Source organism: Pseudomonas sp. GL-RE-26 (assembly GCF_019956275.1).
In the GTDB taxonomy this organism is placed as follows: domain Bacteria; phylum Pseudomonadota; class Gammaproteobacteria; order Pseudomonadales; family Pseudomonadaceae; genus Aquipseudomonas; species Aquipseudomonas grandcourensis.
This window is the reverse complement of the sequence record NZ_JAHBDI010000020.1, coordinates 35,192-52,610: the sequence shown is the minus strand read 5'-3', so window position 1 is coordinate 52,610 and position 17,419 is coordinate 35,192. Positions and strand designations below refer to the sequence as shown.

General features: G+C 60.8%; 12 protein-coding genes. 5 read left to right on the top strand and 7 right to left on the bottom strand.

Annotation, left to right across the window (positions count from 1 at the left end):
• Nucleotides 1-103: 103 nt before the first annotated feature.
• From KGB07_RS14515 to acnA, 4 genes are all read right to left on the bottom strand, one after another.
• On the bottom strand, nucleotides 104-565 hold the full coding sequence (locus KGB07_RS14515) for a hypothetical protein (RefSeq protein ID WP_046041361.1): 462 nt from the start codon (nucleotides 563-565) through the stop codon (nucleotides 104-106).
• 222 nt (nucleotides 566-787) lie between these two features.
• Complete coding sequence (locus tag KGB07_RS14510) at nucleotides 788-2,353, bottom strand: methyl-accepting chemotaxis protein (RefSeq protein ID WP_046041362.1); 1,566 nt, start codon at nucleotides 2,351-2,353, stop codon at nucleotides 788-790.
• 105 nt (nucleotides 2,354-2,458) lie between these two features.
• Nucleotides 2,459-3,250 (bottom strand): CPBP family intramembrane glutamic endopeptidase, encoded by a 792-nt coding sequence (locus tag KGB07_RS14505; protein WP_046041363.1) that lies wholly within the window; start codon nucleotides 3,248-3,250, stop codon nucleotides 2,459-2,461.
• Nucleotides 3,251-3,494: 244 nt separating this feature from the next.
• On the bottom strand, nucleotides 3,495-6,236 hold the full coding sequence (gene acnA, locus KGB07_RS14500) for an aconitate hydratase AcnA (protein WP_046041364.1): 2,742 nt from the start codon (nucleotides 6,234-6,236) through the stop codon (nucleotides 3,495-3,497).
• A 487-nt stretch (nucleotides 6,237-6,723) separates the two neighbouring features.
• On the opposite strand from acnA, the gene rlmM reads away from it, so the two are divergent.
• A complete protein-coding gene (rlmM, locus tag KGB07_RS14495) occupies nucleotides 6,724-7,797 on the top strand; it encodes a 23S rRNA (cytidine(2498)-2'-O)-methyltransferase RlmM (RefSeq protein ID WP_046041367.1) in 1,074 nt (357 codons plus the stop codon).
• A gap of 92 nt (nucleotides 7,798-7,889) precedes the next feature.
• Nucleotides 7,890-8,141, top strand: coding sequence for a sulfurtransferase TusA (tusA, locus tag KGB07_RS14490; RefSeq protein WP_056721984.1), 252 nt, complete (start codon nucleotides 7,890-7,892; stop codon nucleotides 8,139-8,141).
• Between the two features lie 49 nt (nucleotides 8,142-8,190).
• Here tusA and KGB07_RS14485 read toward each other — a convergent pair whose 3' ends face one another.
• Nucleotides 8,191-9,600 (bottom strand): MATE family efflux transporter, encoded by a 1,410-nt coding sequence (locus tag KGB07_RS14485; protein WP_046041428.1) that lies wholly within the window; start codon nucleotides 9,598-9,600, stop codon nucleotides 8,191-8,193.
• Nucleotides 9,601-9,764: 164 nt separating this feature from the next.
• Here KGB07_RS14485 and pdxB point away from each other — a divergent pair, with 164 nt between their 5' ends.
• Nucleotides 9,765-10,907: a 4-phosphoerythronate dehydrogenase PdxB gene (gene pdxB / locus KGB07_RS14480; RefSeq protein WP_046041372.1), complete on the top strand. Its 1,143-nt coding sequence runs from the start codon at nucleotides 9,765-9,767 to the stop codon at nucleotides 10,905-10,907.
• A gap of 83 nt (nucleotides 10,908-10,990) precedes the next feature.
• Here pdxB and KGB07_RS14475 read toward each other — a convergent pair whose 3' ends face one another.
• A complete protein-coding gene (locus KGB07_RS14475) occupies nucleotides 10,991-11,170 on the bottom strand; it encodes a PA1571 family protein (RefSeq protein ID WP_046041374.1) in 180 nt (59 codons plus the stop codon).
• 251 nt (nucleotides 11,171-11,421) lie between these two features.
• Between KGB07_RS14475 and KGB07_RS14470 the strand changes: the two genes are divergently transcribed.
• On the top strand, nucleotides 11,422-13,215 hold the full coding sequence (locus KGB07_RS14470; RefSeq protein ID WP_185754797.1) for an ABC transporter transmembrane domain-containing protein: 1,794 nt from the start codon (nucleotides 11,422-11,424) through the stop codon (nucleotides 13,213-13,215).
• Between the two features lie 103 nt (nucleotides 13,216-13,318).
• On the opposite strand, the gene KGB07_RS14465 is transcribed toward KGB07_RS14470, so the two are convergent.
• On the bottom strand, nucleotides 13,319-15,247 hold the full coding sequence (locus tag KGB07_RS14465) for a transglycosylase SLT domain-containing protein (RefSeq protein ID WP_046041379.1): 1,929 nt from the start codon (nucleotides 15,245-15,247) through the stop codon (nucleotides 13,319-13,321).
• Between the two features lie 214 nt (nucleotides 15,248-15,461).
• Here KGB07_RS14465 and KGB07_RS14460 point away from each other — a divergent pair, with 214 nt between their 5' ends.
• Nucleotides 15,462-17,381 (top strand): ATP-binding cassette domain-containing protein, encoded by a 1,920-nt coding sequence (locus KGB07_RS14460; RefSeq protein WP_223465737.1) that lies wholly within the window; start codon nucleotides 15,462-15,464, stop codon nucleotides 17,379-17,381.
• The last annotated feature ends 38 nt before the right edge of the window (nucleotides 17,382-17,419 follow it).

The window sequence follows — 17,419 nt, the reverse complement described above, 5'->3', positions numbered from 1 at the left end:
CAGCAATCATCGCCTCATCGTGAGTAAGCCCACAATGGATTGGATATGCCTGATCCATTGTGGGGGGAACTACGCCGCTTGGGGGACTTGCGATGTACTAACTTCAGGATGTTTGTCTTGTTAAGTTGAATACGCCATTGGGGGATTCAAATTCGGGACTGAATGTCGCTTCAAAGTCGCCCGTGCTGATGCCGTCTTTCGGATCGAGTTTGATGGAAACTTTAGCTGATAGTGCGTCTATGCATTTGAAATGACCATCGCTGGTCATATAACAGTGCGTAAAGGTAAGACCCTGTTCTCCCAAGTTGAATGTCTTGTCAATGATGTTTTCGTCAATGTAGTCAAGGGTGAAGTCATAGAGGAAAATGTCCCCTGTATTATTGGAGCCTGTCGAAGCGTTCCACGCCCAGAAATCCCTCCCATTAAAGCGGATGCGTTGAAGGGATGCGGTGGTCGCTTCGATCCAGGCGGGTTCTGTGTTGAAACGCCACCTGAACGTGCCGGGGGGTACCGGATAAAGTTTTTGTTTCGTTGCCGCTAATAGGCGTTCCAGTTTGCTATCCATCTTGGTTAAAGACCTCATAGATGTTGACACGTGACGTTCTGTCGATGTCGGGATGAATAGCGTAAGATTTTTATCGGAGCAATTTAACTATCAAGGTTGATAGTGGATTTTTTGGTTTTTATGTGAGTTATGAGATGTCGTTTTTTAAGGTGAAGCTTTATGCAATAAAAAATCCCCGATCATTGGTCGGGGATTATAGGGAAGTAGACGGCGCGCAATCGGCTAGCGGTTAAACCGCTCCACTAACGAATACTGGGTATTCGCGGTTTTGGTCAGCTCTTCACTCAGCAACGCCGAGTTCTGCGCCTGTTCCGAGGTCTGGTCCGCCAGCTCCGAAATGTTGCTGATGTTGCGGCTGATTTCTTCGGCCACGGCACTTTGCTCTTCAGTCGCGGCGGCAATCTGGGTGGTCATGTCGGTGATGTTGGCCACCGCTTCACTGATCCCCACCAGTGCCTGGTCCGCTTCCAGTACCCGCGCCACGCCTTCTTCCGCCTGACGATGCCCGGCTTCCATGGTCTGCACGGCGGTGCTGGCGGTTTGCTGGAGCTTGGCGATCAGCGCATGAATCTGCCCGGTGGACTCGCTGGTACGTTGCGCCAGCTGACGGACTTCGTCGGCCACCACCGCAAAACCACGACCCATCTCGCCGGCACGGGCCGCTTCGATGGCGGCGTTCAGGGCCAGCAGGTTGGTCTGGTCGGCGATGCCTTTGATCACGTCGACCACGCCGCCGATTTCGTTGCTGTCCTTGGCCAGTTGGGTCACGGTCACGCCGGTTTCACCGACTACCACCGACAGGCGCTGGATGGCTTCGCGGGTTTCCCCGGCGATATCACGACCGCGACCGGTCAGGCGATTGGCTTCCTGGGTGGCGTCGGCGGTGCGTTGCACGTGGCTGGCGACTTCCTGGGTGGTAGCTGCCATCTGGTTGACCGCAGTGGCCACCTGTTCGGTCTCGACCCGTTGACGTTCCAGGCCGCTGGAGCTGTTGTGCGCCAGGGCGTCGGACTGCCTGGCTTGATCGGTCAGGTGTTCGGCCGTGTCCTGCAGGCGCGTCAGGCAGGTTTTCAGGCGTGCTTCCTGACTCAGGATGGACATTTCCAAACGCGCCTGGGCGCCGCGACTGTCGGTGTACATCTGTGCGATCAACGGATCGGAGGTGGTCTGCTCGGCCAGGCGCAGCAAACGCTTGAGGCCACGCTGTTGCCACTGAAGGCCCATCAGGCCCAGCGGCACCGAAAGACCGGCAGCCAGGGCAAACCCCCAATGGGAGTTCAGCGATGCACCGATCATGAAGCTTAATTGGCTGACCAGGATGAACGGCAGCCAGTCCTGCAGGATCGGCAACCATTTATCCGAGGAGGGAATGGCCGACTTGCCCTGGTTGATGCGTTGGTAGAGCGCTTCGGCACGGCGGATCTGTTCGGCGCTGGGCTTGACCCGCACCGACTCGTAACCGATCACCTGATTGCCTTCGAAGATCGGTGTCACATAGGCGTTCACCCAGTAATGATCACCGGTCTTGCAGCGATTCTTGACGATGCCCATCCATGGCAAGCCTTGTTTCAGCGTGTCCCACATGTGTGCGAACACCGCGGCCGGGACGTCGGGGTGACGGACCAGGTTGTGCGGTGCACGGATCAGTTCCTCTCGGGAAAACCCGCTGATCTCGACGAAAGCGTCGTTACAGTAGGTGATCATGCCCTTGGCATCGGTGGTGGAAATCAACCGTTGCTGAGCCGGGAAGGTCCGCTCGCGTTGTGTAATTGGCTGGTTGTTACGCATGGCTTTTTTAATCCGCAAGGCTTTCAAGTGCTGTATCGGCAAGGCCGGCGGATTGTTGAGATTATTTTTCGATAATCAGCGATGCGTCGCAAAATGACCCTTGCGTCAGCTGGTGAGCATCGGATAGGTGAACAGGCCGAAATGCAGCAGGTTCAAGCCAAAGTGGCTGGCAATGGCGGCGCCCAGCCCGCCGAACCGGTAGGCCAGGCCATAGCCGACCCCGGCCAGCGTCGCCAGCAACACCCACTGCCATCCTGCGCCGATATGGGCCAGGCCGAAGACCAATGACGCCAGCAGCAGGGCGAGGTGTTCACCGTAGGGCCGGTCTTTGAGGTACCGGCTCAGTCCGCCCTGGATGTAGCCACGGAACAGCGCTTCCTCGACCAGCGTCACCAGAAGCAGATTGTTCAGCAACCACAGCCAGGCTTGATCCGGCCATTTCGGCGCCCAGGCGATTACGCCCAGCAACAGCGCGCCGCCCAATGCCAGCACGGCGCTCAAGGTCAGTGCCAGTGCGGTGGCATACAGGGACAACCGAAGCGAACGTCGGCCGACAATCCACGGACAAACCAGTAACAGCCAGAAGCCGATCAGCGGTTTGTCCAGATTCAGGTGCATGGCGAATGACACGGCATCGTCGGTAAAGCGTTGGGGATTGATACCGCGACCGTTATAGAAACCGGGTAGCCAATGCGTCGCCAAGGCCAGGGCCAGGACGATGAACAGTCCGTGGCCGAGGTAGCGGACAAATGGGATCTCGCGTTGGCGAACCGCTGCGCCGGCGACCAGCAACAAGAACACCGAAATTGCCGAGAGCCAGCCGAGATGGCCGTAGGTCAGCGCCAGGCCGTAGCCGAAGGAAAGCAGGGCCAGAAACGTCCATGGCAGGGCAATCATTTGAAGTCCTTAGAGATGAACAGCTTTTGTGGCGAGGGAGCTTGCTCCCGCTGGGTTGCGAAGCGGCCCCAATAACAATCAACCCGTTGTGCCAGATGAAATGCATCTGCAGGGCTGGCGACTGCTTCGCAGTCGAGCGGGAGCAAGCTCCCTCGCCACAGATGGGGGTATCCTGAGGGCTGCGATTATAAGCGTGGCCCAAACAAAAACACCGCCCGAAGGCGGTGTCTTTGTCAGCGGTCGGTCAGGACGCGATCAACTGCCGCAACACGTAATGCAAAATCCCTCCGGACTTGAAGTACTCCACCTCATTGAGCGTATCGATGCGGCACAACACCTCGATCTTCTCGCTACTGCCGTCTTCGCGGGTGATGACCAGCGTCAGGTTCATCCGTGGCGTCAGCTCGACGCCGGTCAAGCCGAGGATGTCCAGGGTTTCACTGCCGTTGAGCTTCAGGCTCTTGCGGTTCTGATCCAGCTTGAACTGCAACGGCAGTACGCCCATGCCGACCAGGTTGGAGCGGTGAATCCGTTCGAAGCTTTCGGCGACGACCGCTTTCACCCCCAGCAGGTTGGTGCCCTTGGCGGCCCAGTCGCGACTCGAGCCGGTGCCGTATTCCTGGCCGGCGATCACCACCAGCGGGGTACCTGAAGCCTGATAACGCATGGCGGCGTCGTAGATCGGCATTTTCTCGCCAGTGGGAATGTAGCGGGTGTTGCCGCCTTCTTCGCCGCCGAGCATTTCGTTGCGTATGCGAATGTTGGCGAAGGTGCCGCGCATCATCACTTCATGGTTGCCACGCCGCGAACCGTAGGAGTTGAAGTCCCGCGGTTCCACGCCTTTGTCGCGCAGGTATTGCCCTGCCGGGCTGTCGGCCTTGATGTTGCCGGCCGGGGAGATGTGGTCGGTGGTCACCGAGTCGCCGAGCAGTGCGAGGATCCGCGCACCGGTGATGTCCTTGACCACGGGCGGCGGGCCGCCGATGTCGTCGAAGAACGGCGGGTGCTGGATGTAAGTCGAATCGTCCTGCCAGACATAGGTCGCCGCCTGCGGAACCTTGATCGCCTGCCATTGCGCGTCTCCGGCAAACACTTCGGCGTATTCCTTGTGGAACATGGCGGTGTTGACCTGATTCACGGCGTCGGCAATTTCCTTGCTGCTTGGCCAGATGTCCCGCAGGTAAACCGGCTTGCCGTCCTTGTCATCGCCTAGCGGCTCGCGGCTGAGGTCGGTGCGCACCGTGCCGGCCAGCGCGTAGGCCACTACCAGCGGCGGGGAGGCCAGCCAGTTGGTTTTAACCAGTGGATGCACCCGGCCTTCGAAGTTGCGATTGCCTGAGAGCACGGAGGCCACGGTGAGGTCGGCTTGCTGGATGGCTTTCTCGATGGGCTCCGACAGCGGTCCCGAGTTGCCGATGCAGGTGGTGCAGCCATAGCCGACCAGGGCAAAGCCCAATTCGTCAAGGTAATGGGTCAGCCCGGCCGCCTTGTAGTAGTCGGTGACCACTTTCGAGCCGGGGGCCAGCGAGCTCTTCACCCAGGGTTTGCGTTTCAGGCCTTTTTCCACGGCCTTCTTCGCCACCAGTCCGGCCGCCATCATTACGCTGGGGTTGGAGGTGTTGGTGCAGGAGGTGATCGCGGCGATGACCACGGCGCCGTTTTTCAGGCGATAGGTCTGGCCTTCGTAGTCGTAATCCACTTCGCCGGCCATATCGGCATTACCGACGGCAACACCGCCACCGCCTTCACTTTCCAGGCGGCCTTCTTCCTTGTTGGTGGGCTTGAATTGCAGGTCGGCGAAGTCGCTGAACGCTTGCGCGACATTGGGCAGCGACACCCGGTCCTGTGGGCGTTTTGGCCCGGCGAGGCTGGCTTCGACGCTGTCCATGTCCAGCGCCAGGCTGTCGGTGAACAGCGGTTCCTGGCCGGGCAGGCGCCACAGGCCCTGGGCCTTGCTGTAGGCCTCGACCAGTTGCACCGTTTCCAGGGGCCGTCCGGACAGGCGCAGGTAGTCCAGCGTGATGTCGTCCACCGGGAAAAAACCGCAGGTGGCGCCGTATTCCGGGGCCATGTTGGCGATGGTCGCACGGTCGGCCAGGGGCAGGTCGGCAAGGCCGTCGCCGTAGAATTCGACGAATTTGCCCACCACGCCTTTCTTGCGCAGCATCTGGGTCACGGTCAGCACCAGGTCGGTGGCGGTGATGCCTTCCTTGAGTTTGCCGGTGAGTTTGAAACCGATGACTTCGGGAATCAGCATCGACACCGGTTGCCCGAGCATTGCCGCTTCCGCCTCGATACCGCCTACACCCCAGCCGAGCACGCCGAGGCCGTTGATCATGGTGGTGTGGGAATCGGTGCCCACCAAAGTGTCGGGGAAAGCATAAGTACGGCCGTCCTCGTCCTTGGTCCAGACCGTGCGGCCGAGGTATTCAAGATTCACCTGGTGGCAGATCCCGGTGCCCGGCGGCACCACGCTGAAATTGTCGAAGGCACTCTGGCCCCAGCGCAGGAACGCATAGCGCTCGCCATTGCGCTGCATTTCAATGTCGACGTTCTGCTCGAAGGCGCTGCTGCTGGCAAACTTGTCGACCATCACCGAGTGGTCGATCACCAGGTCCACCGGCGACAGCGGGTTGATCCGCTGCGGATTGCCGCCGGCCTTGGCCATCGCCGCGCGCATGGCGGCCAGGTCGACAACCGCCGGTACGCCGGTGAAGTCCTGCATCAGCACCCGCGCCGGGCGGTACTGGATTTCGCGGTCGGAGCGACGCTCCTTGAGCCACGCGGCCAGTGCCTTGAGGTCGGCGCCGGTGACGGTTTTTTCGTCCTCCCAGCGCAGCAGGTTTTCCAGCAGGACTTTCAACGACATCGGCAACTTGTCCAGATCACCCAGGCTTTTGGCGGCATCGGGCAGGCTGAAGTAGTGGTAGGTCTTGTTGCCGACTTGCAGGGTCTTGAGCGTATTCAGGCTATCGAGGGACGGCATTGCGATCACTCCTTTGAGTCCGCACGGCTACGGACAGAGGGAACGGATAGAGGACTAAACCTAGCCCTCTTTGGTGCTTAAGGCTAATAACTGGACTCTATGGGCAAGTCCAGGGTCTGTTAACGCTTGCTGTCGAACCGCGTTGCGATGCCAAAGTGTGCGAGGCAAGGCGCGGGATGCCGCCAATGGTTGTTCCCTTGGCAAATCCCGCAACGCGGCCTCGCACACTTTGGCGCGCAACCCGAAGGGACGCGCCCCATTTTCCGCTGGGCGGCGTTGCTCGGAACTTATTTGGAACAACCAAACTGCGTTCCTCGCGCCTTGCCCAGCGGAAAATGGGGCTGCGTCGCGGTCGACAGCAAGCGTTAACAGACCCTGGGTTCCGAAGTCGGCTATCATGCGCCGGTTTTCGTGACAGGCTTTGCTGTAGAGCAAGCCTGGGCATCGCGCAGTGGTTGAATGTCTCGCCATCTGCCCAGGAGTAAGAATGAACACCCTTTTTATGCATTGCCGGCCGGGCTTCGAAGGCGAAGTCTGTTCCGAGATTTCCGACCTCGCTGCGCGCTTGAACGTGGCCGGATATGCCAAGGCCAAGGCTGCAACTGCCTGCGCCGAGTTTGTCTGCACCGAAGAAGACGGCGCCGAGCGCCTGATGCGCGGGCAGCGTTTCGCCGAGCTGATCTTCCCGCGCCAGTGGGCTCGGGGGATATTCATCGATCTGCCGGAAACCGACCGCATCAGCGTGATCCTGGCGCATATGGCGGACTTTCCGCTGTGCGGCAGCCTGTGGCTGGAAATGGTCGACACCAACGACGGCAAGGAACTGTCGAACTTCTGCAAGAAATTCGAAGTTCACCTGCGCAAGGCGCTGATGGCCGCCGGCAAGCTGGTGGAAGACGCTCACAAGCCGCGCCTGCTGCTGACGTTCAAGAGCGGCCGCGAAGTGTTCATGGGCCTGGCGGAGTCGAACAACTCGGCGATGTGGCCGATGGGCATTCCGCGATTGAAATTCCCCCGCGAGGCGCCGAGCCGCTCGACCCTCAAGCTGGAAGAGGCCTGGCACCACTTCATCCCGCGCGACCAGTGGGACGAGCGCCTGCACGGCGACATGACCGGCGTCGACCTCGGGGCCGCCCCCGGTGGCTGGACCTGGCAACTGGTCAATCGCGGCATGCTGGTGACCGCCATCGACAACGGCCCGATGGCCGAAAGCCTGATGGACACCGGTCTGGTGCAGCACTTGATGGCTGACGGTTTTACCTTCAAGCCCAAGCAACCGGTGGACTGGATGGTCTGCGACATCGTCGAGAAGCCGGCGCGCAACGCCGCGATGCTGGAAGAGTGGATTGGCGAGGGGCATTGCCGCGAAGCGGTGGTCAACCTCAAGCTGCCGATGAAACAGCGCTATGCCGAAGTGAAGCGCTTGCTCGAGCGCATTGCCGATGGCTTCAAGGCCCGGGGCATCAAGGTTGAGATCGGCTGCAAGCAGCTGTACCACGACCGCGAGGAAGTGACCTGCCATTTGCGTCGACTGGATGTGAAGAAGCCGAAATCCCGCTGATATCCATCCATGGCTTTTGTGGCGAGGGAGCAAGCTCCCTCGCCACAAACCCGGCAATGCGCGACAATGCCGGCCAGTTTCAGGAGTGAATCATGAGTGAAATGCTTGATACGCCGGTAGACGGCACCCTCGACGCCACCGGCCTCAACTGCCCCGAGCCGGTGATGATGCTGCACCAGCACATCCGTGACCTGGTGCCCGGCGGCCTGCTCAAGGTGATCGCCACTGATCCGTCGACCCGTCGCGACATTCCCAAGTTCTGCGTGTTTCTCGACCATGAACTGGTGGCGCAGCACGAAGATGAGGGCACCTACCTCTACTGGATTCGCAAGAAGTCCGTTTAACGGTAGCCAAAAAAAAGACCTGCAAAAGCAGGTCTTTTTGTTTGTGCAGTCAACCCGCCGAGCGGCTGTTACGAATTCGCCTGCGCGCACTGAGCGTCAGGCGGATCGACAGCATCAGCGCCGCGCAGCTCAAGCCGGCAATCAACCCTTCCCATAGCCCGCTCGGGCCGCTGGCCGGACCGAACCAATCGGTCAGTCCCAGCACGTAACCGACCGGCAAGCCGATACCCCAATAGGCGAACAGGGTCAGGATCATCGTCACCCGGGTGTCCTGGTATCCACGCAGCGCGCCCGCGCAGATCACCTGGATGGCATCGGAAAACTGATACAGCGCGGCATACACAATCAACATCGACGCAATCTGGATCACGGCCTTGTCAGGCGTGTAGATCGAGGCGATAGGTTCGCGCAGGAGCAGGATCAGGGCCGCCGAGAACGCCGCGAACACCAGTGCCGCGCCGAGCCCGACCTTCGCTGCGAAGCGCGCCTGCCAGGGATTGCCGGCCCCCAGTGCCTGGCCGACGCGCACGGTCACCGCCATGCCCAGCGAGTAAGGAATCATGAACAGCAACGAGCTGATATTCAGGGCGATCTGGTGCCCGGCCACCACGGTAGAGCCGAGACTGCCGATCAACAGGGCAATGACCGCGAAGATGCTGGACTCGGCAAACACGGCGATACCGATCGGCAGGCCGATGCTGACCAGGCGCTTGATCACGGCCCATTTTGGCCGATCGAAGCGCACCAGCACACGGGTGCGGGCATAGAAGGGGGCCCAGAAGGTCCAGCCGGCCATGCTCAACGCCATGAACCACATCACGATGCCGCTGGCCCAGCCACAACCGACGCCGCCCAGGGCCGGTGCGCCGAAATGGCCATAGATCAACGTGTAGTTCAGCGGAATGTTCAGCAGTAGCCCGCACAAGCCGATGACCATGCTCGGACGGGTCCGCCCCATGCCATCGCTGTAGCAGCGCAGCACGTAATAGAACGCCATGCCCGGCAAGCCGAAGGCGATCCCGTGCAGGTAACCCATGCTCGGCTCGATCAATTGTGGGTCGACTTTCATCCAGTGCAGGATCGGCTCGGCGCCGAGCAGCAGGCCACTGCCGATCAACCCGACGCACAGTGCCAGCCACAGCGCCTGGCGTACCAGCGGGCCGATTTCGTCAAGCTGCCCGGCGCCAAAGCGTTGCGCGACCTTGGGTGTGGTTGCCAGCAGGACGCCGGACATCAACAGGTAGACCGGAATCCAGATCGAGTTGCCCAGGGCCACCGAGGCCAGGTCCCGTGGGCTGACGCGGCCGGCCATCACCGCATCGACGAAGCCCATGGCCGTGGTGGCCAATTGCGCGATCATGATGGGCAGGGCCAGGCTGAGCAGGCCTTTGAGCTCCAGGCGAACAGGTGTCGTCCGCGCCGGAGCAATGGCGGCGGTATTCTCAATTACAGGATTCAATGGCGAAACGTCCAAAAGGTATTGATGCACAGGCGCGCATTCTACGCGTTGACGCGCCAGTCAGGAAAAGACCCGTGTTGTGGATTTGTAATCATCTGCGAGCGGCGTGCTAGGCGCGATGAGGTATCTACGCCTAAACTGCCGATCCGCCAAAGGAGCCTGCCATGCTGATTGTTGCCGACGAAAATATCCCCCTGCTCGATGCCTTCTTCGGAGGCTTCGGAGAAATCCGCCGGGTACCGGGTCGCGCCATCGACCGTGCCACGGTCGAGCAGGCCGATGTGCTGTTGGTGCGCTCGGTGACCAACGTCAATCGCGCGCTGCTAGAGGGCAGCAAGGTGCGCTTTGTCGGTACGTGCACCATTGGCACCGATCATCTGGACCTGAATTACTTTCAGCAGACCGGTATCACCTGGTCCAGCGCACCAGGCTGCAATGCCCGCGGCGTGGTCGACTATGTGCTCGGCAGTCTGCTGACCCTGGCCGAAATCGAAGGTGTCGACCTGACCCGGCGTACCTACGGCGTGGTTGGTGCCGGCGAAGTGGGTGGACGGCTGGTCAAGGTCCTGCAAGGCCTGGGCTGGAAGGTGCTGGTGTGCGATCCACCTCGGCAAGCTGCAGAAGGTGGGGATTACGTCAGCCTCGAGCAGATCATCGACGAGTGCGACGTCATCAGCCTGCACACGCCATTGACTAAACAGGGTCCGCAATCGACCTGGCATTTGTTCGATGAAAAACGCCTGAACCAGCTCAGGTCCGGCACCTGGCTGATCAATGCCAGTCGCGGGCCGGTGGTCAACAACGCGGCGCTGCGCGATGTGCTGCTGGAGCGCGAAGACCTGCAAGCAGTGCTCGATGTCTGGGAAGGCGAGCCAGAAGTCGACGTGGCGCTGGCCGAACTCTGCGTGCTGGCAACGCCACACATTGCCGGCTACAGCCTCGACGGCAAGCAGCGGGGGACCGCGCAGATCTATCAGGCCTATTGCGATTTCCTCGGGCAACCGGCCCGCGTCAGCCTGGGCGATTTGCTGCCGGCACCGTGGCTGTCGCACGTGACCCTCAATGCGCAAAGCGACCCGGCCTGGGCGTTGGCCATGCTGTGCCGTGGCGTGTATGACCCGCGTCGTGACGATGCGGATTTCCGTCGCAGCCTTGTCGGCAATGTCAGCGAACAGCGTGCGGCATTCGATGTGCTGCGCAAGCAATACCCGTCGCGCCGTGAGATCGACGGGTTGCAGGTGCGAATCGAGGGAGATGCGCCTGAGTTGCAGAAAATTGTGGCGGCGTTGGGGGCGACGGCAATCTGATAGGCCGTGGCGGCCCCGGATTGGATAAGCAGGCATAAAAAACCCGGCCAACAAAGGGCCGGGTCAAGAAGACGGTGGCTATATCACTTTTGTTCGGCAGGTTTGACCAATCGCTTTTCCAGTTCGCTGCAAGCTTTCTGGATCATTTCTTCAGTGATCGGTACTTCGCGGCCCTGCTCGTCAATAATCGAGCAACCCAGAGACTGGTCTGGTTGCGTGCGGATCACTTGAATCTTGTCATCGCTGCTGTGTTGCAAGGACATGGCCTGTCTCCTCATCAGGTTGTTAGCTTACTGTAGAACCACCAGGTGACCGGGCTATGACAACTCCCTGCGATCTTTCCGGGGGGACAGAACCAGTCCAGCAGAAATGCCTTCGCCTGGCTACCCGAACTTTAGACCAATAATGTCTAGCCTCTAGTGTTGCTGGACATAATCAACCCGACTCATTGTGATTTACAACGAGCCACCCCATTGAGCGGTATAGGCTGACCCTAATGACTGCCTTGTCCAGGATGATTACGATGCTCTCTGCCCGTCACCGCCGTGCCATTCGCCTGGCCAGTCGTTTCATCGCGCCGTATCGCTGGCAGGCCTTTGGCGCCTTGCTGGCGTTGATCGCCACCGCCGGCATTACCTTGTCCATGGGGCAGGGCATCCGTCTGCTGGTGGACAAGGGGTTCATGACCCAGTCACCGCACCTGCTCAATCAGTCCATCGGTCTGTTCATGCTGCTGGTGGCGGGGTTGGCGATCGGAACCTTTGCACGGTTTTACCTGGTGTCGTGGATCGGCGAGCGCTGTGTCGCCGACATCCGGCGCAACGTGTTCAATCATCTGATTTACCTGCACCCGGGGTTTTACGAAGACAATCGCAGCTCGGAAATCCAGTCCCGCCTGACCGCCGACACCACGCTGCTGCAGTCGGTCATCGGCTCTTCGCTGTCATTGTTCCTGCGCAATCTGTTGATGGTGATCGGCGGTATCGTCCTGTTGTTCATCACCAACCCCAAGCTCACCAGCATCGTGGTGGTCGCCTTGCCCCTGGTGATCGCGCCGATCCTGATCTTCGGGCGCCGGGTGCGTAACCTCTCACGTCTGAGCCAGGACCGGATTGCCGACATCGGCAGCTATGTGTCGGAAACCCTGGGGCAGATCAAGACCGTGCAGGCCTACAACCATCAGGCCCAGGACGAGCGCCGGTTTGCCGTGACGGTGGAAGATGCGTTCAACACCGCACGCAAGCGCATCTTCCAGCGGGCGTGGTTGATTACCCTGGTGATCGTGCTGGTCCTGGGTGCGGTGGGGGTGATGCTCTGGGTTGGCGGCATGGACGTCATCGCCGGGCGAATCTCCGCTGGCGAGCTGGCGGCGTTCGTGTTCTACAGCCTGATCGTCGGCAGCGCGTTCGGCACCTTGAGCGAAGTGATTGGTGAATTGCAGCGGGCAGCCGGCGCGGCCGAGCGGATTGCCGAATTGCTGCGTTCGGAAAACATCATCCTGCCCCCGGTGGCGGGCGCGGTGAAACTGCCGGAGCGGGTCGATGGCCAACTGCAACTGCACAATGTGCGTTTTTCCTACCCGTCGCGGCCGGAAAGCTATGCCGTCGACGGGTTGAGCCTGACCATCAATGCCGGTGAGACGCTGGCGCTGGTCGGGCCATCAGGGGCCGGCAAATCCACGGTGTATGACTTGCTGCTGCGTTTTTACGACCCGGCGCAGGGGCGCATCCTGCTCGATGGCGTGCCGTTGACTCAACTCGATCCGCTGGACCTGCGCCGCTGTTTCGCTCTGGTATCGCAGACTCCGGCGCTGTTTTTCGGCAGCATTGAAGAAAACATTCGCTACGGCAATCCGCAGGCGACCTTGGCCGAGGTGCAGGAAGCAGCAAAAATCGCTTACGCCCATGACTTTATCGAAGCCATGCCCAACGGTTACCAGACTCATCTGGGGGACGGCGGCCTCGGCTTGTCCGGCGGCCAGCGCCAGCGCCTGGCCATCGCCCGCGCGTTGCTGGTGGACGCCCCGATCCTGCTCCTGGACGAAGCCACCAGCGCCCTCGACGCCCAAAGCGAGCACCTGATCCAGCAGGCACTGCCGGGCCTGATGAAGAATCGAACCACCCTGGTGATCGCCCATCGCCTGGCCACGGTGAAAAACGCCGACCGAATCGCGGTGATGGACCAGGGGAAACTGGTGGCGGTGGGCACGCATCAGGAACTGATTGCCAGCAATGCCTTGTATGCGCGGTTGGCGGCGTTGCAGTTCAGTGATGGGCAGAATGCCGTTTCCGACCAAATAACCGGCTAAGAAAAGCGCAATAAAAATGCCCGCATCTTTCAATGCGGGCATTTTTATTGCGGTTTACCAGAACAGCTTGCGGCTTGTAGCTTAAAGCTTGCCGCTGCTCCTCTTATTGATCATCAAAATACCGCTCATGCCAATCCACGATCGGCTGCGGTGAGTTGAGCTTGTCGCCATAGATCACCGAATACGACAGCACGTTTTGCACGTACTGGCGGGTTTCGTCGAACGGAATGCTTTCCACCCACACGTCGAAACTCAGGTGATCGGCACCGCGCAGCCATTGGCGTACGCGGCCGGGGCCGGCGTTGTAGGCGGCGGAGGCGAGGACGCGGTTGCCGTTGAACTGGCTGTGCACCTGGCTCAGGTAAGCGGCGCCGAGCTGGATGTTCTTGTCCGGATCCAGCAGTTGCTGTGGCGAGCTGTAGGGAATGCTGAACTTGCGCGCGGTTTCCTTGGCGGTGGCGGGCATCAGTTGCATCAGGCCCGAGGCGCCGACCCCGGAGCGGGCGTCGTCCATGAACGCACTTTCCTGGCGGGTGATGGCGAACGCCCAGCTCGGATGCAGGCCGCGGTTCTTCGCTTCACGCACCAGCGTATTGCGGTGGGCCATCGGGAAACGGATATCCAGGTCATCCCAATACTGCGCCTGACTGATGGTGCGGATCGCCGGGAAATACCATTTCAGGTCGTAGGCCAGTTTGGCCTGGGCGACCATCTCGTCGCGGCTGAAGTGGCGGCTGACGTGGTACCACTCGCGGCGACCGTCGACAATTTGCCCGCGAGCGTGGAATTCCAGGGCGCGACGCACGCCGGGAGTGTTGCGCACCTTGTTGATGGTGGCCTGGCTGAGCACCAGCGGTTTGTTGAGCAGCGAGTAGGGCGACTGTGAGCGATCGGCGGCGAGGAAACCATAGAAGTCGCGTTCGCGGGCCAGGCTTTTATAGAGCGTCTGCGCTTCCGGATTCTGCGGTTGCGCCAGTTCCAGGCTGCGGGCCTGCCAGTAACGCCAGCGGTTGGTGGTGGCCAGGTCCTGGGGCAGGCGGCGGGTCAACTGATAGGCATCGTCCCAGCGCGCCAAGCGCAGGAGCAGGCGCAGGCGCCATTCGGAAACCGTGTTGTCGCGTAGCTCCGGATCGTATTTGGTCATGACGTCCAGGGCTCGGCCGTCGAAACGTTTGGCGAGGGTCAGCCCGATTTCCCGGGCGATCGCCACTTTTTCATCCCGGGAGAAGTGCATGCTGCTGGCGTAACCGTCGAGCAGGTCCATGGCCTTGTCCGGGTCCTGGCGAGCCAGGCGGCGCAGGCCGAGGCTGACCACGTCGGACATGGCTTCATCGGCCGGGGTGAAGCGTGACGGCTGGTTGAGCAGTTCCGGTTTCTGCGCCACGTCCACCAGCAAGCGACCGCGAGGGGCGAGGGTGGTCATGCCGTTGACCAGGCTGTTGGCCAGCGGATAGTTGCGCGCCTGGGCGGCGAGTTTCGCGCGTTCCCAGCGTTTTTGCTCGGTCAGCTGGCCATCGGCGGCCCACATGCCGAACAGGGCATCACAGGCTTCGGGCTGGGATTTACCGGTCAGCCAGAGTTTCTCGGTGTTGGCGTAACCTTCGGCTTTGAGGTTGTGGCTGATCTGGTACTGCGCATTCAGGCAGTCCAGTTCGGTGAAGTTCATTTTCGGGTCGTAATACTTGACGAAGGTCGCCCAATCGCCCCGGTCTGCCAGCCAGCGCAACCAGCGCAGTTTCATCCAGTTGGCCTGGGGCAGGTCGCCGTGTTCGGCGAGGAATTTCTCGATTTCGGCGTTGCTTGCGGTTTTCAGGCGCGCGGTCAGCTCGTCGTACGCCAGGTAGGGTTCCAGCGGATAATCGGCGAGGGCCTGGCTGTAACGGAAATACGGGCCGCTATCGCCCTTGGCCAAGGCGCGCTTGGCTTCATCGTAATACTGGCGTTGGGTGGACAGGTCCACCGCCTGGACGGATTGGACGGCAGCGGCGGACAGTAAAAAAGCAGATAAAAGATTGAAAAGGCGACTGCGCATGAGACGTCCGGGCAGAGAAAATCATGACAAGTACGGGCCAGGCCCGCGCTGAATTGTCTGTAGCTTAGCCTTTTGCCAGCAGCCGGTGAAAGCTTTGCGGGTCTTCCCGCATCAGTTCGCAACATTTGTCATGCAGAGTGCTACGAGAGTGAAATTGCCGGCCTTCTGAAGCCTCAAGTCAGGTAGAATGCGCGCCCGGTTTTTGGAGAAGCTCATGACCCTGCTCAAATTCAGCGATGTGTCCCTTGCTTTCGGCGCTATGCCGTTGTTGGACAAGGTGTCCTGGCAGATCGCCCGTGGTGAGCGGGTGTGCATCATCGGCCGCAACGGCACTGGCAAGTCCAGCATGATGAAGCTCGTCAAGGGCGACCAGAAGCCCGATGACGGCTCCGTTTGGCGCGCACCCGGGCTCAAGATCGGCGAATTGCCGCAAGAATTGCCGGTGGCCGACGAGCGGACAGTGTTCGACGTGGTGGCCGAAGGCCTGGACGGCGTTGGCGCCTTGCTCGCCGAATATCACCACCTGAGCCAGAACATCGTCACCGACGCCGATCTGGACAAACTGATGCACGTCCAGCACGACCTCGAAGCCCGTGATGGCTGGCGCTTGCAGACCCTCGTCGACAGCACCCTGAGCCGCCTGCAATTGCCGGCCGACAAGACCCTCGCCGAGTTGTCCGGCGGCTGGCGTCGTCGCGTCCTGCTGGCCCAGGCCCTGGTGTCCGAGCCGGACCTGCTGCTACTCGACGAACCGACCAACCACCTGGACATCGGTGCCATCGCCTGGCTTGAAGAAGCGCTGAAGGATTTCCAGGGCGCCGTGCTGTTCATCACGCACGACCGTTCTTTCCTGCAGAACCTGGCAACCCGCATCCTGGAACTGGATCGCGGTGGCCTGATCGACTGGAACGGCGACTACGCCAGTTTCCTCGTGCACAAGGAAGCTGAACTCGCTGCCGAAGCCACTGCCAACGCGCTGTTCGACAAGCGCCTGGCCCAGGAAGAAGTGTGGATTCGCCAGGGCATCAAGGCCCGTCGTACCCGTAACGAAGGTCGCGTGCGTGCACTGAAAGCCTTGCGTGTCGAGCGCAGCGAGCGTCGTGAGCGTACCGGCAAGGCCAACATTCAGCTGGATACCGCCGACAAGTCCGGCAAGCAGGTCATGGTGCTCGAGAATGTGAGCTTCGCTCACCCAGGTGGGCCGTTCCTGATCAAGGACTTCTCCATGGTGCTGCAGCGCGGTGACCGTATCGGCCTGCTCGGCGCCAACGGTACCGGCAAGACCACGTTGCTGAAGCTGATGCTCAGCGGCCTGCAACCGACCAGTGGCAAAGTGGAAGAGGGCACCAGGATCGATGTCGCCTACTTCGACCAGCTGCGCCATCAACTGGACCTGGAAAAAACCGTGATCGACAACGTGGCCGAAGGTCGCGACTTCATCGATATCGACGGCCAGAGCCGCCACGTGCTGAGCTACCTCGGCGACTTCCTGTTCAGCCCGCAGCGTGCCCGCACGCCGGTCAAGGCGCTGTCCGGTGGTGAGCGTGCCCGTCTGTTGCTGGCCAAGCTGTTCAGCAAGCCGGCGAACCTGCTGGTACTCGACGAACCGACCAACGACCTCGACGTTGAAACCCTCGAATTGCTCGAAGAGGTCTTGCTGACCTTCAACGGCACCGTACTGATGGTCAGCCACGACCGGGCATTCCTCGACAACGTGGTTACCAGCACCCTGGTCTTCGAAGGTGAAGGCAAGGTTCGCGAGTACGTCGGTGGCTATCAGGACTGGCTGCGCCAGGGCGGCTCGCCGCGCCTGCTGGGCGTGACCGAGAGCAAGTCCGGCAAGGCCGACCTGAACTCCGCGGTGGTGAAGGCCGAGCCTGCCCCGGTAGCGGCAGCGGTCGAAGCGCCAGTGGCGAAGAAAAAGCTCAGCTACAAGTTGCAGCGCGAGCTGGAAGCGTTGCCGGGGCAGATCGAAGCCATGGAGCAGCAGATTGCCTCCGTTGAAGCACAGATGGCGGATGCGGGTTTCTACCAGCGTCCTGCTGCCGAGTCCGCTGCGGTGATCGCTCAGTTGGAGCAGTTGCAGGCTGAACTCGACATCATGGTCGAGCGTTGGGCCGAGCTGGATGCCTGATTGACGCTGCAATAAAAAAGCCCGGCGCTCAGTGATGA